General features: G+C 37.2%; 18 protein-coding genes. 3 read left to right on the top strand and 15 right to left on the bottom strand.

Annotated elements, in window-relative coordinates:
• The first annotated feature begins 503 nt into the window (after positions 1 to 503).
• The gene (locus tag MKX82_RS08615) at positions 504 to 629 is read left to right on the top strand and encodes a hypothetical protein (RefSeq protein WP_282581428.1); all 126 of its coding nucleotides are present in this window, start codon (positions 504 to 506) and stop codon (positions 627 to 629) included.
• A 226-nt stretch (positions 630 to 855) separates the two neighbouring features.
• Here MKX82_RS08615 and MKX82_RS30405 read toward each other — a convergent pair whose 3' ends face one another.
• The 6 genes from MKX82_RS30405 to MKX82_RS08590 form a co-directional block, all read right to left on the bottom strand.
• Positions 856 to 993 (bottom strand): SOS response-associated peptidase family protein, encoded by a 138-nt coding sequence (locus tag MKX82_RS30405; protein WP_350494198.1) that lies wholly within the window; start codon positions 991 to 993, stop codon positions 856 to 858.
• Positions 994 to 1,010: 17 nt separating this feature from the next.
• Positions 1,011 to 2,363 (bottom strand): SH3 domain-containing protein, encoded by a 1,353-nt coding sequence (locus MKX82_RS08610; RefSeq protein WP_341076429.1) that lies wholly within the window; start codon positions 2,361 to 2,363, stop codon positions 1,011 to 1,013.
• A 99-nt stretch (positions 2,364 to 2,462) separates the two neighbouring features.
• Positions 2,463 to 3,638, bottom strand: coding sequence for an SH3 domain-containing protein (locus tag MKX82_RS08605; RefSeq protein ID WP_341076428.1), 1,176 nt, complete (start codon positions 3,636 to 3,638; stop codon positions 2,463 to 2,465).
• A gap of 236 nt (positions 3,639 to 3,874) precedes the next feature.
• Positions 3,875 to 4,171 (bottom strand): hypothetical protein, encoded by a 297-nt coding sequence (locus MKX82_RS08600; protein WP_341076426.1) that lies wholly within the window; start codon positions 4,169 to 4,171, stop codon positions 3,875 to 3,877.
• A gap of 49 nt (positions 4,172 to 4,220) precedes the next feature.
• Positions 4,221 to 4,412, bottom strand: coding sequence for a hypothetical protein (locus tag MKX82_RS08595; RefSeq protein WP_341076424.1), 192 nt, complete (start codon positions 4,410 to 4,412; stop codon positions 4,221 to 4,223).
• A 12-nt stretch (positions 4,413 to 4,424) separates the two neighbouring features.
• Positions 4,425 to 4,694, bottom strand: coding sequence for a DUF771 domain-containing protein (locus MKX82_RS08590; protein WP_341076422.1), 270 nt, complete (start codon positions 4,692 to 4,694; stop codon positions 4,425 to 4,427).
• A 280-nt stretch (positions 4,695 to 4,974) separates the two neighbouring features.
• Between MKX82_RS08590 and MKX82_RS08585 the strand changes: the two genes are divergently transcribed.
• The gene (locus MKX82_RS08585) at positions 4,975 to 5,400 is read left to right on the top strand and encodes a helix-turn-helix domain-containing protein (protein WP_341076420.1); all 426 of its coding nucleotides are present in this window, start codon (positions 4,975 to 4,977) and stop codon (positions 5,398 to 5,400) included.
• A gap of 83 nt (positions 5,401 to 5,483) precedes the next feature.
• Entirely contained in the window at positions 5,484 to 6,629 is a 1,146-nt protein-coding gene (locus MKX82_RS08580; protein ID WP_341076418.1) for a tyrosine-type recombinase/integrase, read from the top strand.
• A gap of 109 nt (positions 6,630 to 6,738) precedes the next feature.
• Here MKX82_RS08580 and glnA read toward each other — a convergent pair whose 3' ends face one another.
• The 9 genes from glnA to nadA all read right to left on the bottom strand — a co-directional run bounded on the left by glnA (position 6,739) and on the right by nadA (position 16,750).
• Positions 6,739 to 8,076, bottom strand: coding sequence for a type I glutamate--ammonia ligase (gene glnA / locus MKX82_RS08575; RefSeq protein ID WP_233314163.1), 1,338 nt, complete (start codon positions 8,074 to 8,076; stop codon positions 6,739 to 6,741).
• 31 nt (positions 8,077 to 8,107) lie between these two features.
• Positions 8,108 to 8,521, bottom strand: coding sequence for a MerR family transcriptional regulator (locus MKX82_RS08570; protein ID WP_233314164.1), 414 nt, complete (start codon positions 8,519 to 8,521; stop codon positions 8,108 to 8,110).
• Positions 8,522 to 8,628: 107 nt separating this feature from the next.
• On the bottom strand, positions 8,629 to 9,897 hold the full coding sequence (locus tag MKX82_RS08565) for a methionine gamma-lyase family protein (protein WP_341076410.1): 1,269 nt from the start codon (positions 9,895 to 9,897) through the stop codon (positions 8,629 to 8,631).
• Between the two features lie 10 nt (positions 9,898 to 9,907).
• Complete coding sequence (hflX, locus tag MKX82_RS08560) at positions 9,908 to 11,173, bottom strand: GTPase HflX (RefSeq protein WP_237941277.1); 1,266 nt, start codon at positions 11,171 to 11,173, stop codon at positions 9,908 to 9,910.
• A 262-nt stretch (positions 11,174 to 11,435) separates the two neighbouring features.
• Positions 11,436 to 12,425 (bottom strand): stage V sporulation protein K, encoded by a 990-nt coding sequence (gene spoVK / locus MKX82_RS08555; RefSeq protein ID WP_233314167.1) that lies wholly within the window; start codon positions 12,423 to 12,425, stop codon positions 11,436 to 11,438.
• A gap of 255 nt (positions 12,426 to 12,680) precedes the next feature.
• A complete protein-coding gene (hfq, locus tag MKX82_RS08550; protein ID WP_127742850.1) occupies positions 12,681 to 12,917 on the bottom strand; it encodes an RNA chaperone Hfq in 237 nt (78 codons plus the stop codon).
• Between the two features lie 39 nt (positions 12,918 to 12,956).
• Complete coding sequence (gene miaA, locus MKX82_RS08545; protein ID WP_233314168.1) at positions 12,957 to 13,907, bottom strand: tRNA (adenosine(37)-N6)-dimethylallyltransferase MiaA; 951 nt, start codon at positions 13,905 to 13,907, stop codon at positions 12,957 to 12,959.
• A 134-nt stretch (positions 13,908 to 14,041) separates the two neighbouring features.
• Positions 14,042 to 15,463, bottom strand: a complete 1,422-nt coding sequence (locus MKX82_RS08540; RefSeq protein WP_341076398.1) for a hypothetical protein — start codon at positions 15,461 to 15,463, stop codon at positions 14,042 to 14,044.
• Between the two features lie 183 nt (positions 15,464 to 15,646).
• Positions 15,647 to 16,750 (bottom strand): quinolinate synthase NadA, encoded by a 1,104-nt coding sequence (gene nadA, locus MKX82_RS08535; RefSeq protein ID WP_341076396.1) that lies wholly within the window; start codon positions 16,748 to 16,750, stop codon positions 15,647 to 15,649.
• Positions 16,751 to 16,759: the final 9 nt, after the last annotated feature.

Raw genomic sequence — 16,759 nt, 5'->3', positions numbered from 1 at the left:
TCTTGCTAAAAGAGAATTAATTTAGCACAAACAACGGAAGCTTTTATTAAAACTAATAATATTTTGAGTAGGTACCGCCCACTATCAGCTTTGGTTGCAGTAATCTTAATTTTCCGTAAAAGATCTCGCTGAGATGGTAATTAAGGAAAATTCTCTACTTTATAATAGATATAATTTCTTTACCAAATGAGTACAAAAAAACAGCTGCTTTGATTCTCACAGCTGTTTCCGCACATATTACATACCGGTTTTATATTTCTTTTCACTCGAAGAGGTGCTTTTACTATCAAGCTTCGCTTTTTTTTCGCGCCATTCCTCTTTTACATACTCCATTGGAATTGCATCAACGGTTTGTTCACTTTTAAATTTATCAAAAAGGCTTTCGTTTTCTGTCGGATACTAATCAGGCTTGTCTATGTTTATTTGTTAATCTTGAAGCTTCATATGAATCTTATGAGGTTTTAATTGATCATAATACAGAATTCACAGGTGATATAACTAGTATGGAAAAATTAAAAGAAAAATTTGATAAAGATGACAAGTTCGATGCTAGCCTATGGGTAAAAGATAAAGGCAAAAATAGCGACATCAACTATAAGGTAGTCACGAAGATAAATATATTAGTATAGAAGAATCTTAACTTCCACTAGCAACAATAATCAATTGATATTAAACTAAGAATTACAAAAAGCTAATCACTTTTATCTTTCGAAAACGCAACGTATTGTCTTATTTACTATTAAAAAGCGTATAATAAAACTTCCCCTTCATAAATCGGCGAATTAACTAATGCAGAAAGCTTATACCTCATTATTTCTGCTGCTTCCTAGGGTTTAAGTGAACCCTTCAGCTGTATCAACGTTTAGGCACTGGCATTCTATCGTGAACATCTAATGTAACATCGTTTAGTTTTGTCGTTATAATCGTGCAGGTTGCAGTGGATTCCCATCTTCCTTCCACACACCATAAAAAACTAGCAAAAGTAAAAGGTATTTTATCTTTTCTTTAAATTAATATAAAGAAGGACTTATCTCTAAAAGGCTAAAATTCTGCTTTGTATCTCGATATTCCCACCATTCTTTATCATAGCCAACAAAGCCCGCCTCTTTCATAGCCTTATCCATTATCTTATAATATTTTTCTTGCTCACTATTACGCTTATAATTTCTATAAGCTTTTGATGAAAATTCATCGAATTTACTTTGCATAGGTACTTCTTTTCCATTTTTCAAGAAACATATAGTCATATCAATTGTAGCACCCAGTTGATGCCCCCTGATATTTGTTGGATCAGGCTTTGCCACAAACTTAGAATTAGGATACGCTTTCCATAATGTTTCTTGTGCCGCATAAGGGCGATAAGCATCCCAAATCTTGATTGTATAACCTTTCTTTTTTAATATTGCATTAGCTTTAGCTAATTTTTCAGCCGTACTTTTTCTTAAAATTGCTTGATTGAAATTATATATTCTTTTACCAGTAAAGTTACTTTTCGTATTATATTTTAAATCTACTATAATACTCTTATCTAAATTTTTCACATTAGTAAATTCTGAACTTTTCTGATTTGATTTTTGCATAACATATTTATTGCTTACATAACCTGTCTTCTTATTAAAATTAATCTTATACCATCCGCTGGATGTTTTACTTATGACTGTAATTTTTGTTCCCTTTTTTACAGTTCCAATAGATTTGTAATTAGTTCCCGCTCCATTTCTAACATTTAAGGAGCTTGCCATTACAATATAAGAAGTTTTACTTGATGTGGAACTTTTGCTTGATGTTGATCCAGAAGATTTATTTGATGTTGAATTGCTAGAAGGCTTGTTTACTTTTACATAGCTACTACTAACGTATCCGGTTTTACCCTTATAAGTGATTTTGTACCAACCATTTGATTCCTTTTTCTGTACAGTGAGTTTCGTATTTTTCTTAACGGAACCAATCACCTTATTTTTCGTACTTTTACCACTTCGGACATTTAGGGTGCTTGCTGTCACCGTATATGTAGTTTGGCTTGAGGTTGAGGCTTTTGAAGTAGAGCTACTTGATGAAGTGGTTTTTTTAACGTATGAGCCGCTGACATAACCTGTTTTATTTTTGTATTTAATTTTATACCAGCCATTAGACTCTTTCTTTTGGACACTTAATTTTGTTCCTTTTTTTACTGAACCAATTATTTTATTTTTCGTACTTTTTCCGCTACGGACATTTAACGTGCTTGCTGTTACAGTATAGGTTGTTATACTCGCTGCTTCAACGGTTAATGGTTTTGCAATGAATTCCTCTCCTGTAACAAACCCAGAACTTATTACTAAGACTGTTACTAGAATTACAATAGGTTTTTTCCATTTTTTCAATACATCTCACTTCCTTTCTCAATTTGTAATTTTTACAATTAAAAGGACATAATCTAATTCAAATTATTTTTCTCATTATTTATGTCCTCAAAATTATTATTAATATTTTCCTAATCCAGATTCAGGTGTTTGAATAATAACAGGGTTCTTATCAAGTTTTAGCCATTTTAATATATTTGATACATTTGTTTTGGATGTAGCAGTACATCCAAGCGTGTATCCAGACTTTCCTGCTACATGAAAGAATATAGCACTACCTTTGCCCGCAACTGGTTTATTTGTATTGTAATTAATAACAAAGCCCAGGTCATATTCTGCGATATTCATTTTCTCCGCACTCTTCCATCTTCCTTTGTTTTTTGAAGCTTTCTGCCAAGTGTTATAAAGAGAAGACTTCGGATCATCTACCCATACATCATCACTGGTTATTTGCCGATAAGGTAGTTTAGTACCGGGATTAGCTCCACGCCCAAATGCTGTTCCTATTGTGTATTTACCAGTTGGAGAAGCTTTCGAGCTTTCTGACATCTTATCTGTCATTCCCTCCTTGCCAACCACTCCAGAAATAGAATGCACTTGTTTCCACTTTCCATTAGCTTTTTCAAATGTACGGATAGTTGCTGATTTCGTACTTGAATTTGCAGCTGTTACTAAAATTAATTGTTGGGATTTCCCAAGTGTCTTCATACTATTCACTTGATCTACTATAGACTTTTTTGCTTGAGTTTTTGTTGTTGATGAGGATACCTTTACGTAAGAACCACTGACATAACCTGTCTTACCTTTAAAGGTAATTTTGTACCAACCATTAGATTCTTTCTTTTGAACAGTTAGTTTTGTATTTTTCTTGACTGAACCAATTACCTTAAACTTTGTACTTTTACCACTTCGGACGTTAAGGGTACTTGCCGTCACTGTATAGGTTGTTTTACTTGAGGTTGAGGCTTTTGAAGTAGAGTTACTAGTTGAAGTGGTTTTTTTAACATACGTTCCGCTGACATAACCTGTTTTATTTTTAAACTTAATCTTATACCAGCCATTAGATTCTTTCTTTTGTACACTTAACTTTGTTCCCTTTTTCACATAACCAATCACTTTATTTTTTGTACTTTTTCCGCTTCTGACATTTAACGTGCTTGCTGTTACAGTATAGGTTGTAGTACTTGCTGCTTCAACTGTTAATGGTTTTCCAATCAATCCCTCGCCTATAACAAAGCCCGAACTTATTACTATGGATGTAACCAAAATCGCAATTGGCTTTTTCCATTTTTTCAATTAATTCACTTCCTTTCTTTTTGTCACTATCATTCTAACAACTTTTTCTCACTAAAAATGCATAATTCTACAATGTTCGCAAATTTGTCAGATTTAAAGCACCATCTTTCACCATGTGTTGCTTCCTTCCTTGCAAAAGGTCTTGTTTCACCTAAGTTAAGTGGTTTATACAGTGATATAGGGATGAGGTTTATTAACCTCTATGTACTGCCCTGATTAGTTTATAATCTCTTTTATTAAATTTTGCGCAAGTTTTTGATACCTTCTAAAAATAAATTAAACTCACAAATAGGAATTTTATAATGCTTTCTAATTTGTTCATCTTTAAATCGTTTTCGGAGGATTTTATACTTATTAAAAGTAAGTCTTTTAGTTCGGTCACTATAATAATCTTTATATTCTTTTACTTTCCAGTGCGGAATACTAAGTAATTTAATTATTTCTTTACTAGTTTTATTTAGTTCCATAAGTTCACAGTATCTAGTATATTGGCTAACTTGTTTAACTGAATTATCTTGTGATTTTTTAATCATTGAAATCTCACCTACTTATAGCAAGGTTTATAATAAACGTATTTCCCTATTAAGCTTGTGGAAATTTTAGAAGATAAATTCTTGTGGTCACCTCTTTACGTTGTTCAGCAGCTTCTTTTTTCTCTAGACGCTCAAGATATTTTTCACACTCTTTGCTTGCCCAAACAGCAACTCTAATTCTTTTTTTCTTGTACATCACTACAGAAAAATTTATAAACATTTCAGCTCTTTCCAACAACAAAGTAATCACCACCTAAGTATTAGATTGTTCTTTAATCCAGCTAAGAATAAAATGCTCCGCTTCCTTTGCTGGGAAGTACCATTTACCACCTACTTTATATTTTGGAAATCTTGGGTCATAGAAGAACTTTTCTTTTATATTATTGTCACTCATATTTGTTTGCTTAATAAGTTCTTTCATATCCCATAAGGTACATCTGTTCTCTAACTCACTTAGTTTCTTGTGTAGTTCTTGATAAAATTGTTGTTCAATGTGTTTCTCATCAATCGTTACACTAAGCATATAATCACTCTCCCCTTTTTATATTTCTAATATTTATGTATTAACAAAGATTGTTAACATTTTCACAACTAAATTGTATTGCATATACGACATTTTGTAAAATTCCAAAAAACGCTAAATAAAGTCAAAATCAAGTTATTTAGCTAATATAACTTGCTAAAACGTCATTTTACTACGTTTTACTTGTATTTACGACAACGCATTGTGTTGTATTACCTATATTTAAAAACTATAATTAAATTATATTACGGTATTACCGTCATTTTGGGGGACATAGCATATGAAATTCGGAGAAAAAATTAAATTACATAGAAAAAATGCAAAATTAACGCAGGTACAATTAGCCGAAAAAGCCAATATGTCTCGGTCGTATATAGCTGATATAGAAAGAAATCGTTATAATCCAAGTATTGACACATTAACAGCGATTGCTAATGCACTTGATATAAACTTAAGTAATCTTTTAAATGATAATGAAGATAATCTAAATAATCCTATTAAAGAAGAGATTGATATTCAAAAGGAACTACAAAAGATGATTGATGGATTAAATGAAAAAAATGGGCTCGCACATTTCAATGGTGAATCAATAGCAGATATGAGTCCAGAAGATAAAGAAATTCTAATTTCATCTTTAGAGAATTCATTAAGAATCGCTACCCGATTAGCAATGCATAAATCAAACTCTAAAAAGGACAATCATTAATTTTATGTGTAAATAAATTTATTTTAAGGAGGTGAAACTAGAACTCTTTCTAAACTTATTGAGAAAGGATGGTAAATATTAAAATGGGCATTAGTTATAGAAAACATACTGATGGAAAATGGGAGTACCGCATTACCTTTCAAGACCCTATAACAAAAAAGCAAAAAGAAAGATCGAAACGAGGATTTAAAACTAAATCTGATGCTAGGCATTCTGCCCAAGCACATGAAAAAAAGTTATTAAGTGGCCTTGAAGTAGACAAAAAAACTCTATTAAAAGAATATTTATATGAATGGTTAAATGAATATAAAAAACCAAATATAAGAAAAAACACATTCTTAATTCATGAACGAAGTATTGACAAACATATCCTCCCTTACTTTAAAAATATTAATTTAATTGAAATTAAACCAATTATGTACCAAAAGTTTTTAAAGTCACTCGCCCAACAAGACTACAGCAGACGCACTATTGAGATTATTCACGGTACTTTTTTCTCAGCTATGGAAAAAGCCATTACTTTAAAAAAGCTCGAATTTAATCCAGCAATCGGCGTTACTATCCCTAAACCTTTAAAAAGAAAAAATAAATTAGAATACATGGAGTCTAGTGATATCCCCCTTTTCCTAAACGAAGCTTACAGTTATGGATATATATACTGGATTTTCTTTAAGGTGCTTTTAGAAACTGGAATGAGAAAAGGCGAAGCAGCTGCTTTAACTTGGGATGATATCGACTTGGAAGAAGGAACGATAAGTATTACTAAAACTCTAGATTTCCAAGCTAAAAATAATGAAGAACTGTTTGGAGATACTAAGACCTATCACTCTTTCCGCACAATATCAATTAGAAAAGGATTAGTAAAGGATTTAACATTCCATAGTGAATATCAAAATCAAAATAAATTAATATTAAAGGATAATTATATACATGAACTTGATTTAGTTTTATGCAGAAATAACGGAAACTTCATGCCAAAATCAAGCTTATTTAATGCGATGGAAAGGATTTTAAAAAGAGCAGCTTTAAATCAAATACCGATACATGCACTTCGAGATTCGCATGCTGTATTACTGCTTGAATCAGGGGCAAGTATTGAATATATACAAAAAAGACTTGGTCATAAAAACTACCAAGTCACTGTCGATTTATATTCTCATATATCGAAAAAAATTGAGAAGGACACACTAGAAAAATATGAAAATCATATGGGTGATGTCCTGGGTTAAAAATAATTCATGGGCGTTTCATGGGTACAGTCAACACCATACCCAATCCTAAGCCTTCGCACCCATGAATTAATTATTCAAAACCCACTTATATCAACGTTCTTACCTCTTAGTACATCTCCATGTACTGGTCACGTTCCCATGGATGCACTTGTGTGCGGAACATATCCCACTCAATCTCTTTAGCTTCTACAAAGTGTACGAAAATATGCTCTCCTAAAGCGTCAATCATTGTTGGATTTTGCTTTAGTTCTGTTAATGCGTCTGCAAGTGTTGATGGCAAATCAACGATGCCTTCTGCAAGGCGTTCTTCTTTGCTCATGATGTAAATGTTGCGGTCTACTGGTGCTGGCGGAGTCAATTCGTTTTTGATTCCGTCAAGGCCTGCTGTCAGCAATGCTGCCATAGCTAGGTATGGGTTTGCTGCTGGGTCTACGCTGCGCACTTCTACGCGTGTGCTTAGACCGCGTGATGCTGGAATACGCATTAATGGTGAACGGTTGCGTGCTGACCATGCAACATAGCATGGTGCTTCGTAGCCTGGCACCAAACGCTTGTAAGAGTTTACTGTTGGGTTGGTGATAGCTGTGAAGCTTGTTGCATGCTTATTGATTCCAGCGATGAATTGAAGAGCTGTTTCGCTCATTTCTAATTCTGTGTTTGGATCGTAGAATGCGTTTTGACCGTTCTTGAATAGGGAAAGGTTACAGTGCATTCCTGATCCGTTTACGCCGAACAATGGTTTTGGCATGAATGTTGCATGCAATCCGTGTTTGCGTGCGATTGTTTTTACAACCAATTTAAATGTTTGGATTTGGTCACATGCTGTGATGGCATCCGCGTATTTGAAATCGATTTCGTGTTGTCCTGGAGCTACTTCATGGTGAGATGCTTCAATTTCGAAGCCCATTTCTTCAAGCTCAAGCACGATATCGCGGCGGCAGTTTTCACCAAGGTCTGTTGGCGCAAGGTCGAAATAGCCTCCGTTATCGTTTAATTCAAGGGATGGTTGCCCTTTTTCATCCAATTTAAACAGGAAGAATTCTGGTTCAGGCCCTAAGTTGAAATCAGTAAAGCCGAGGTCTTCCATTTCTTTAAGTACGCGGCGCAAGTTGTTGCGCGGGTCCCCTTCGAATGGTGTACCGTCTGGATTGTAAATATCACAGATTAGTCGTGCAACTTTTCCTTTTTCTGCTGTCCATGGGAAAACTACCCATGTGTTCAAATCTGGATACAGATACATGTCTGATTCTTCGATTCTTACAAATCCTTCGATGGAAGAGCCATCAAACATCATTTTGTTATCAAGGGCTTTATCAAGCTGGCTGATTGGAATCTCAACATTCTTGATAGTTCCTAAAATATCCGTAAATTGAAGTCGAATGAATTTTACATTGCTTTCTTGTGCAAAACGTTTGATATCCTCTTTCGTATAGTTCTTTGCCACGGCTATTTCCTCCTCTTAGTCCCTTTAATATCTATCTCTGAAAAAATCGAGATCCTCCCTGTCCCATTGAATTGCCGCCATTATTAAAACGTCCAGCATTCAACAGCTCCTTGCGCAAAAGTTTACGCAAGTCTTCATCTGTAAGCTCTCTGCGAGCCTTTTCAGCTTCTTTCTTTACATCTTCTGTAAGTACTTGCTTTTCCTTCACTGAGAATATTTGTTTAATTCCAGCGAGGTTAACACCTTGATCGATTAGATCCTTAATTTCCAATAGTTTGTCAATATCCGTTAAGGAAAAAAGTCTTCTGTTGCCATCCGTTCTTGCTGGAGCAATTAATTCGTGTTCTTCGTAGTAGCGAATTTGTCGAGCGGACAGCTCCGTTAACTGCATGACAATACTAATTGGGAATAGAGGCATCGACCGACGAATTTGACTACCAGACATAGCGATTCGGCTCCTTTAGATTAAATTTACCCAATTTCATTATAGTTTTCGAGAGATTTATTGTCAACAAATGTTACAATTTCTAACCTCTGGATGCAGCTCTTTTTTTAAATTGTTATTAGCTTTTGTTCAAGCAGTCTGTTTACTGCCATACAAACAGCGATTTTCACATGCGAATATGTCAATCCACCCTGCACATAAGCAACATATGGTGGTCTGATTGGACCATCAGCAGTAAGCTCAATGCTCGCACCTTGAATGAATGTTCCTGCTGCCATGATTACATCGTCTTCATACCCTGGCATATAGTTAGGATATGGCGTTACATGGGAGTTTACAGGAGATGCGAACTGCACTGCCTGGCAGAATGCGACCATTTTATCCTTATCATCAAATTGCACAGCTTGAATTAAATCTGTGCGCGGTACATTCCATTTCGGCGATGAATTCATGCCGAGTTTTTCTAAGATTGCCGCTGTAAACACGGCACCCTTTAAGCTTTGGCCGACAACATGGGGCGCAAGGAAGAATCCCTGGTACATTTCCTGCAGGCTGTATAGAGAGGCTCCTGCCTCCGCTCCGATTCCCGGTGATGTCATACGGTAAGAGCAGGCTTCTACAAACTTCTCTTTCCCGACGATATAACCGCCTGTTTTGGCAATGCCGCCACCTGGGTTCTTAATTAACGATCCTGCCATCAAATCAGCGCCAACATGGCAAGGCTCTAGAGCTTCTACGAATTCACCGTAGCAATTGTCCACGAATACGACTACATCTGATTTAAGCTCTTTAACAAAAGCAATCATTTCCTTAATTTCTGCAATCGTGAATGACGGTCTTGTTGCATAGCCTTTTGAACGCTGGATGCCGATCATCTTCGTATTGCTTTTAATGCTTGCTGCAATACTCTCAAAATCCGGGCGGTCGTCCTCTTTCAAGTCAACGCTGTTATACGAAATGCCGAATTCCTTTAATGACCCTGTGCCATTTCCTCTGATTCCGACGATTTCCTCTAAAGTATCATAAGGTTTTCCTGTAATATAAAGCAGTTCATCCCCAGGACGAAGCACACCGAACAAGGCAATGCTGATTGCATGAGTGCCCGAGATAATTTGAGGACGGACAAGTCCTGCTTCACCGCCGAACACTTCTGCATAGATTCTTTCAAGTGTGTCTCTGCCAAGATCATCATAGCCGTAGCCTGTAGACGGGATGAAATGAGATTCACTCACTCTGTTATTTTGGAAGCTTTGCAGAACTCTAAATTGATTTTCATCAATGCGCTCATCGATTTTTTTATGAACCTCTTTAACTTGTTCCTCTACCTCTCCGACAAGTACTCGGAGTTTATCGCCAAATGTTAATTGATCGTACATTTCTGTTCTCCTATCGTGTTGCTTTATAAGCTTTTAACTGTCCTGACAAGCTGCTGTCATGTAAACAATAGCCTTTACATGAGTATTGCTGCTCCTCTTCTTCAAAGGCAAGGCTTCTTAGGATAGTCTCATTTTTCAGCTGTGCCAGCAGCTTGCCGTTGCTTGCTGGAACGACAACTTCATAATATTCCATATTCTTGATCATCGTGTCTTCAATTCTCTGTTTCAGACTCATTCTGTCGTCAGCATTCAAAGCGCTGATTTCAATGCTGTCGAGCTTAGAGCTTGGCACGAAATCTGAATGAACAAGATCACGCTTGTTGTAAACAGTAATTTGCGGAATTGCCGGAATTTCCAAGTCTGCAAGCAGTTTATGCACTGTTTCTTCATGCTGATAATATTCTTCATTCGACATGTCGACAACATGCAGCAGCAAATCTGCTTCTCTTACTTCCTCTAATGTGGAACGGAAGGCAGCGACAAGCGTTGTTGGCAAGTCTTGAATAAAACCAACTGTATCAGTAATAAGCGCGCTGAAGCCGCTCGGCAAGATCAGCTTCCTTGTCATTGGATCAAGTGTCGCAAACAGAATATTCTCTTCAAAGGAATCAGCTTCTGCCACGCGGTTAAACAGTGTTGATTTACCAGCGTTTGTATAGCCGACAAGCGCAATTTGGAAGGTTCTGTTGCGTTTTCTTCTTTCCCGGTATCTGTCACGATGCTCAACAATGACATTTAATTGGCTTTTAATATCATCAATTCTGCGGCGGATATGCCGTCTGTCTGATTCGAGTTTTGTTTCACCAGGACCTCTCGTACCGATACCGGCACCGAGTCTGGAAAGCTGGAGTCCTTGTCCGCCAAGGCGCGGCAGCAAATATTGCAGCTGCGCAAGCTCGACTTGCAGTTTACCTTCCTTTGAACGGGCTCTGCCTGCGAAAATGTCCAAAATTAATTGGGTTCTGTCTATGATACGTGCTTCAATGTTTTTTGAAAGATTGCGGACTTGGCTTGGGGACAGTTCATCATTAAAAATAATAATATCTGCATCCAACTCTTCAGCCAATGTCTCCAATTCTTCGACTTTCCCTTTACCTATGTATGTTGAAGGATGAATCCTGTCTCGATTTTGTGTCAAGGAAGCGACAACTTCACCGTGTGCGGTTTCCGTCAAGGAAGCGAGTTCTTCCATTGAATATTCAAATCTTGCTGTGTCATCTGTCGTTTGACAGCCAACAAGAATAACTTTTTCTGTCGATTCTTTTGTTTCGTTCAAAAGAAAACCCTCTTTCTACCTTTTAAGATTATTATAGCAAAAATAACGCTTACTTTCCTGTTCCTGCAACTAGTAGTATGCGATTATTTCTCCTTTAATAAACACGCTTCGTCACTCGCATTCCTCTACAGTAGCATATTACTTGTTAGAAAAACAGCATTTTTTCACAGCCTAACTATTCCTATTAAAACAGACATAAAAATACGAATATATATAAGAAAAACAGGAACATTAAGTTTCCTGTTCCTGTTTTTAGCCTTGTTTAGAAGCCGTTATTCATGAAGGGCATCTCTTCTTTTTGAATGGCTGCTCCTTCGTAAATAAGATCATTGCTTCTCAATGTCATAAGCTCATGCTTGTCATAGTTGCCCTGCATAAGCAAGCGCATGCTTTGAGCACGGATAGACTTTTCTAAAACATTGCGGATATACCTGCCGTTTGAGAAGCTCCGTCCATTTTGCACAGTTCGTACATAGGTCAAGTGTGTTTTCAATGATTTTTCTGCTTCATGGCTCAATGTATACTCCCGCTCAACCAGCATTCTTTTGCCGATTTCCATCAGCTGGTCTGTCGAGTAATCTGGGAAATCGATGACTAAAGGAAAACGAGAGTGAAGTCCCGGGTTCAATGATAAAAAAAAGTCCATTTCCCGTGAGTATCCTGCCAGAATTAAAATAAAGTCATGCTGTTTATCTTCCATATGCTTAACAAGTGTATCGATTGCTTCCTTGCCAAAATCTTTTTCCCCACCCCTGCCTAAGGAGTACGCTTCATCAATAAACAAGATGCCGCCAAGGGCCTTTTTTACAAGATCTCTTGTTTTTTGGGCGGTATGACCAATGTATTCTCCGACAAGATCGGCTCGTTCTGCTTCAATTAAATGTCCCTTAGACAGAACATTCATTTTTTGAAACAACTTGCCAATCAAGCGGGCGACTGTCGTTTTGCCGGTGCCGGGGTTTCCTTTGAACATCATATGAAGAGCTTGCTTGCCTGCCTTCAGACCATGCTCCTCTCTTTTTTTATTTACATAAATCCAGGCATATATTTCTTTAATCATTTTTTTCATTTCGTCCATGCCGACAAGACTGCTTAACTCTTCTTCTATTTCCTTAAGTGCGCTATGCTCACTAGTCATTTTTTTCGGTATCGATTCAGCTTCTGGCAATTCCTTTGGAAGAACCTTCTTTTTCTGCGAATTGATCACAACACTTATCTGTCCATTATTCTTCATCCGGATCGGATGCTCCAAAAGCCACACCTCCTAACGTGGATATGCCTAATTGGCATAAGGCATGTTCGCCTGTTTCTTTTACTCCATAAGTAATATATATTCATGAGTTGACTCATTCATTAGTGAAATTTTAGATATTTACTAAAGTTAAGGGGAAAAAGACGAGTGAAGGGAAGGGAAAGTGAGACTCCTATTTACACAAATGAGACAGCGAAGACAATTACTGCAAGCTTTTTTTAAAAAAAAATTCCAGGCTTTACGCCTGGAATTTTCTTATGCTTGTGTGCCTTCCAGATCAATCTGGACGTTCTTTTGCGGTGCAAAAGTTGAAATAGCATGCTTGTATACTAACTGTTGCTTTCCTTCAGATTCAAATAAAACAGTGAAGTTGTCGAAGCCTTTTATAAGTCCGCGAATTTGAAAACCGTTTAGTAAGAACACTGTTACACTAGTACCATCTTTACGTAATTGATTTAAAAATTGATCTTGGATATTTACTGATTGCTTCATGAAAATCCTCCTCTTTTCTCTCTGTTATTATGTATTCGCTTATTTTTTTAGCATTCCTTCTACATAGTGCGAAATTTCCATTATTTTTTTAGAAATGTCATTTGAAATGACACTATCTGTCATATCAAACCATTTTACACTCATTTTATTGCGAAACCAAGTCAATTGCCTTTTGGCATATCTTCGCGAATTTTGCTTTAATTCAGCGATTGCATCTTCCAATGTTGATCTATCTTCTAAGTACTTATATATTTCCTTATACCCGATCGCTTGGATGGATTGGCAATCTTTAAGGCCTGCATCATAAAAATGCTTCACCTCAGCGAGCAGCCCTTCAGCCATCATTTTATCAACACGGCTGTTAATTCTTTCGTATAGGAGCTCTCTGTCCATCGTTAAGCCAATAATGGCTGCATCATAAAGCATTTCCGGGCTTTGGTTTTCTTGAAGCTCTGAGACAGGTTTGCCTGTAACATGATAAACTTCCAGCGCTCTAATGACCCTGCGGACATTATGATGATGGATGCTTGCTGCTGTTGCCGGATCGACCTGTTCGAGCATATTATGTACCTCTAAAGTGCCTTTTTGTTCGGCAAGTGCTTCTAATGATTTCCGATAGTCTAAATCTGTAGGCGCTTCTTGAAATTGATAGTCATACAGCACCGATTGAATATATAGGCCTGTGCCGCCGACAATAAAGGGAAGCTTTCCGCGGCTTTTAATTTCCTCAATCTTGCTGCGGACTAGTGTTTGAAACTCAGCTACAGAAAAGGCTTCATCTGGATTGACAATATCAATCAGATGGTGAGGAATACCTTCCATTTCTTCCTCTGTAATCTTGGCTGTTCCGATATCCATTCCTTTATAGATTTGCATCGAATCGCCGCTGATGATTTCTCCATTGAATCTTTTAGCCAATTCAATGCTTAAGTTCGTTTTCCCAACAGCTGTTGGACCAATTAATACGATTATTTTTTCCTTATCTGTCAAACCATTCAACTGCCTTTTTTAACTTTTTAGCACAAGTAATCTTGACTTTGTTTATTGTACCATAAATGCTTGCCATAGTTTAACATCTAACCATTATTGCCTGGGTTTTGCGGAAATATACCAAGATTTGAGGCTTAATCTGTGATAATTTCTTTATTATTTGTTCCAAGAATAACAATTTTATAAGGGTCATCACCAGTGACTTCTTTTATTTTTTTGTTTTCCAAAAATATAGCAATACTTCTTTTTACTTCTCGGGCAATTTTCTCTCTGTCCTTGTCAGCATTAGTCAATTGCAGATTTATTTCTATTTTCATTATTCCGCCAGTAGAATATATGTTGATATTTTGGAATAAGTATTCTTCTTCCATAAGAAAAGCTGTGTTTATAAAGTATCCGACATTATTCCAGCGGCCTTGTTTTTCTTGTTCCTTATAGCTGTATTCTTCGAAAATTAGTTTCCGCTTATCTTCGTACTCCTCCAGCACAGTTTCAGCAATATTTTTAACTTTTTGTTTTTTGTCTGCTTCTAGTTCCGTCGGAATATGGATATACCAGGCGTCAGCTGTCCAAAAGACCCAAGAACCATAGCCCCCCATTTCTATATCGATTTTATTTAATAGCTTGTCCGTTATTTCAGATGAAATGTCTGTTTCTTCGTCTGCCTCTGCGTCAACCTCCTCTATGTCCGCTTCCTCCATTACGTAAAATTGTGGTTCTAAATAATAGGAAAGGTTTCTTTCTTTCATTTCATTTTCAACCATTGTGATAATATCCTTTTGCTTCGCTTCGTTTTCTTTCCCTTCTATGTCCAAATAAGCATATTCGACCTGACTATCTATGTAAAAACTCACATTTTCATAACCAGCTTCACTAATTATCTCAGCAATTTCATTTTCTATTTCTGTTATTCTGCTTGACTCGTTATATAACTTCATTAAATCGAGACCAGGCTTAACCTCTGCTTCCGCTTTAAGCGTCTCATTAACTGTACCACCAAGAAACAGAAACAAAAGCACAGCAGCCACTGACAGCAGCCGTTTTTTCTTGAAAGCATGCTTTTGTTCGTCATTATTTAAAGAGGATATCTCTATATCTCTCCATTCATTTCGCCACTGCTGCTGCAAATTTTGAGAATTTTCAATCGCAAACGAAGAAGACTTCCAAATTGGCAGCACAGTCATTAGTTGCTGCTTCCCTTCTTTTTCAGAGCAACCCATAATTTTCGCAAGTTGCCGGATATTAAAACCTTTATAATAATACAGCACGAGCAGCAATCTTGCTGGCTTTTCCACTTTCTGCAAACTCAGGGACAAAGGCTTGTTTTTTCTATATTCCCTATCATGGTCTTTCTGTTTATATGGTGTATTTTCTAATTGTTTGCAGAACAGTTTTAGCAGTGTTAGTTCAGACGTGATGGGAAAAAGAGCGTTTCTTGCTTCCTTTTTTGTTTCTTCTATTAAAAAGGCAGCTTCCGCTTCCTCATCCGCCACCATTCTTGCAATTATTTCAAGCTCTTGATATAGGAAAGTGATCTCTGCCTGCTTTTTATTCATACTCGCCAATCCACTACTCCCTTTCTATTAAACAATTCCAACTCTTAAAACGATAGTTTTGTATAGAATTCCATCATTACCATTTTATAGGGAGGTTAAAGAAAAGTCATTAAATTGTGACATTTTAAATAAAAAACTGTTTTCCTCGCGCATGAAGGAAAACAGTTAGGAAGAATGATATTTTTAGATTTTCAGCATTCTGTCTAATGCTAGCTTTGCCAGTTTTGCAACCCCTTCTTCCACAACAATACGATTGCTCTCAAATCCGTCCTCAACTGACTCAAGACACCACACAAAATGCGGCAAGTCAATACGATTCATGGTCAGGCATGCGCACATATATGGATTTAAGCTGATAATATGCTTGTCAGGATGTTGGTGCATGATTCTGTTCACTAGGTTCATTTCTGTGCCAACCGCAAAGGAGCTGCCTGGTGCCGCTTTTTCTATTTCGGTGATAATGTAATTGGTTGAGCCTGCCATATCGGAAAGGGCAACGACTTCACGGCTGCATTCTGGATGAACAATTATTTTCATGTCAGGATGCTGTTTTCTTACTTGCTCGATATTTTTTGTCGTGAAGTTTTCATGCACAGAGCAATGCCCTTTCCACAGGATTACCTTTACTTTTTCTATGTCGCCCTCATATTGTAAGCTGCTTTGAATCGGGTCCCAAACAGCCATGCTATCAAGGGGGATGCCGAGCTTATATGCTGTGTTTCTGCCTAAATGCTGGTCTGGCAAAAACAAGAGCCTTTCCTTTTGGGTTAGAGCCCACTCTACCATCTTTTCGGCATTGGAGGAGGTTACTGTCGCACCGCCTTGTTCTCCGACAAATGCTTTAATGGCGGCTGTTGAATTGACGTATGTTAATGGGATAATCGTATCGCCAAATTGGGCCTGTAGCGCCTCCCACGCCCGATTTGTTTGATGGATGTCTGCCATATCAGCCATTGAGCAGCCTGCTCTCATGTCAGGCAAATACACCTTTTGCTCATTCGTTGTCAAAATATCGGCTGTTTCTGCCATAAAGTGGACACCGCAAAAGACGATAAACTCAGCCTTTCGGTTTGCGGCAGCCACTTGAGCTAGTTGGAGACTGTCTCCTGTTGCGTCGGAAAACTGGATAACCTCATCTTTCTGATAATGATGTCCTGGAACAAACAATCGGTCACCAAGCTTCCGTTTTACAGCCCAGGCTCTTTCTTCCAGTTCTGTCACGTTCATGGTTAAATAATTTTCTGGTATTTGTCTTTTGTTTGCCTGAAGGCTCTCTAGTAAGTTCATAAGCTATCT

It is taken from the genome of Niallia sp. FSL R7-0271 (assembly GCF_038005785.1).
GTDB lineage: Bacteria > Bacillota > Bacilli > Bacillales > Cytobacillaceae > Niallia.
The sequence above is the reverse complement of the archived record's forward strand: the minus strand, read 5'-3'. Positions and strand labels throughout refer to the sequence as shown.

Excerpts from the sequence above, each read along its gene's own strand:
- MKX82_RS08615 (WP_282581428.1), top strand. The coding sequence starts at position 504 with ATGGAAAAATTAAAAGAAAAATTTGATAAAGATGACAAGTTCGATGCT.
- MKX82_RS08600 (WP_341076426.1), bottom strand. The coding sequence starts at position 4,171 with ATGATTAAAAAATCACAAGATAATTCAGTTAAACAAGTTAGCCAATAT.
- MKX82_RS08590 (WP_341076422.1), bottom strand. The coding sequence starts at position 4,694 with ATGCTTAGTGTAACGATTGATGAGAAACACATTGAACAACAATTTTAT.
- MKX82_RS08585 (WP_341076420.1), top strand. The coding sequence starts at position 4,975 with ATGAAATTCGGAGAAAAAATTAAATTACATAGAAAAAATGCAAAATTA.
- MKX82_RS08580 (WP_341076418.1), top strand. The coding sequence starts at position 5,484 with ATGGGCATTAGTTATAGAAAACATACTGATGGAAAATGGGAGTACCGC.
- MKX82_RS08570 (WP_233314164.1), bottom strand. The coding sequence starts at position 8,521 with ATGTCTGGTAGTCAAATTCGTCGGTCGATGCCTCTATTCCCAATTAGT.
- MKX82_RS08565 (WP_341076410.1), bottom strand. The coding sequence starts at position 9,897 with ATGTACGATCAATTAACATTTGGCGATAAACTCCGAGTACTTGTCGGA.
- hfq (WP_127742850.1), bottom strand. The coding sequence starts at position 12,917 with ATGAAGCAATCAGTAAATATCCAAGATCAATTTTTAAATCAATTACGT.
- MKX82_RS08540 (WP_341076398.1), bottom strand. The coding sequence starts at position 15,463 with ATGAATAAAAAGCAGGCAGAGATCACTTTCCTATATCAAGAGCTTGAA.
- nadA (WP_341076396.1), bottom strand. The coding sequence starts at position 16,750 with ATGAACTTACTAGAGAGCCTTCAGGCAAACAAAAGACAAATACCAGAA.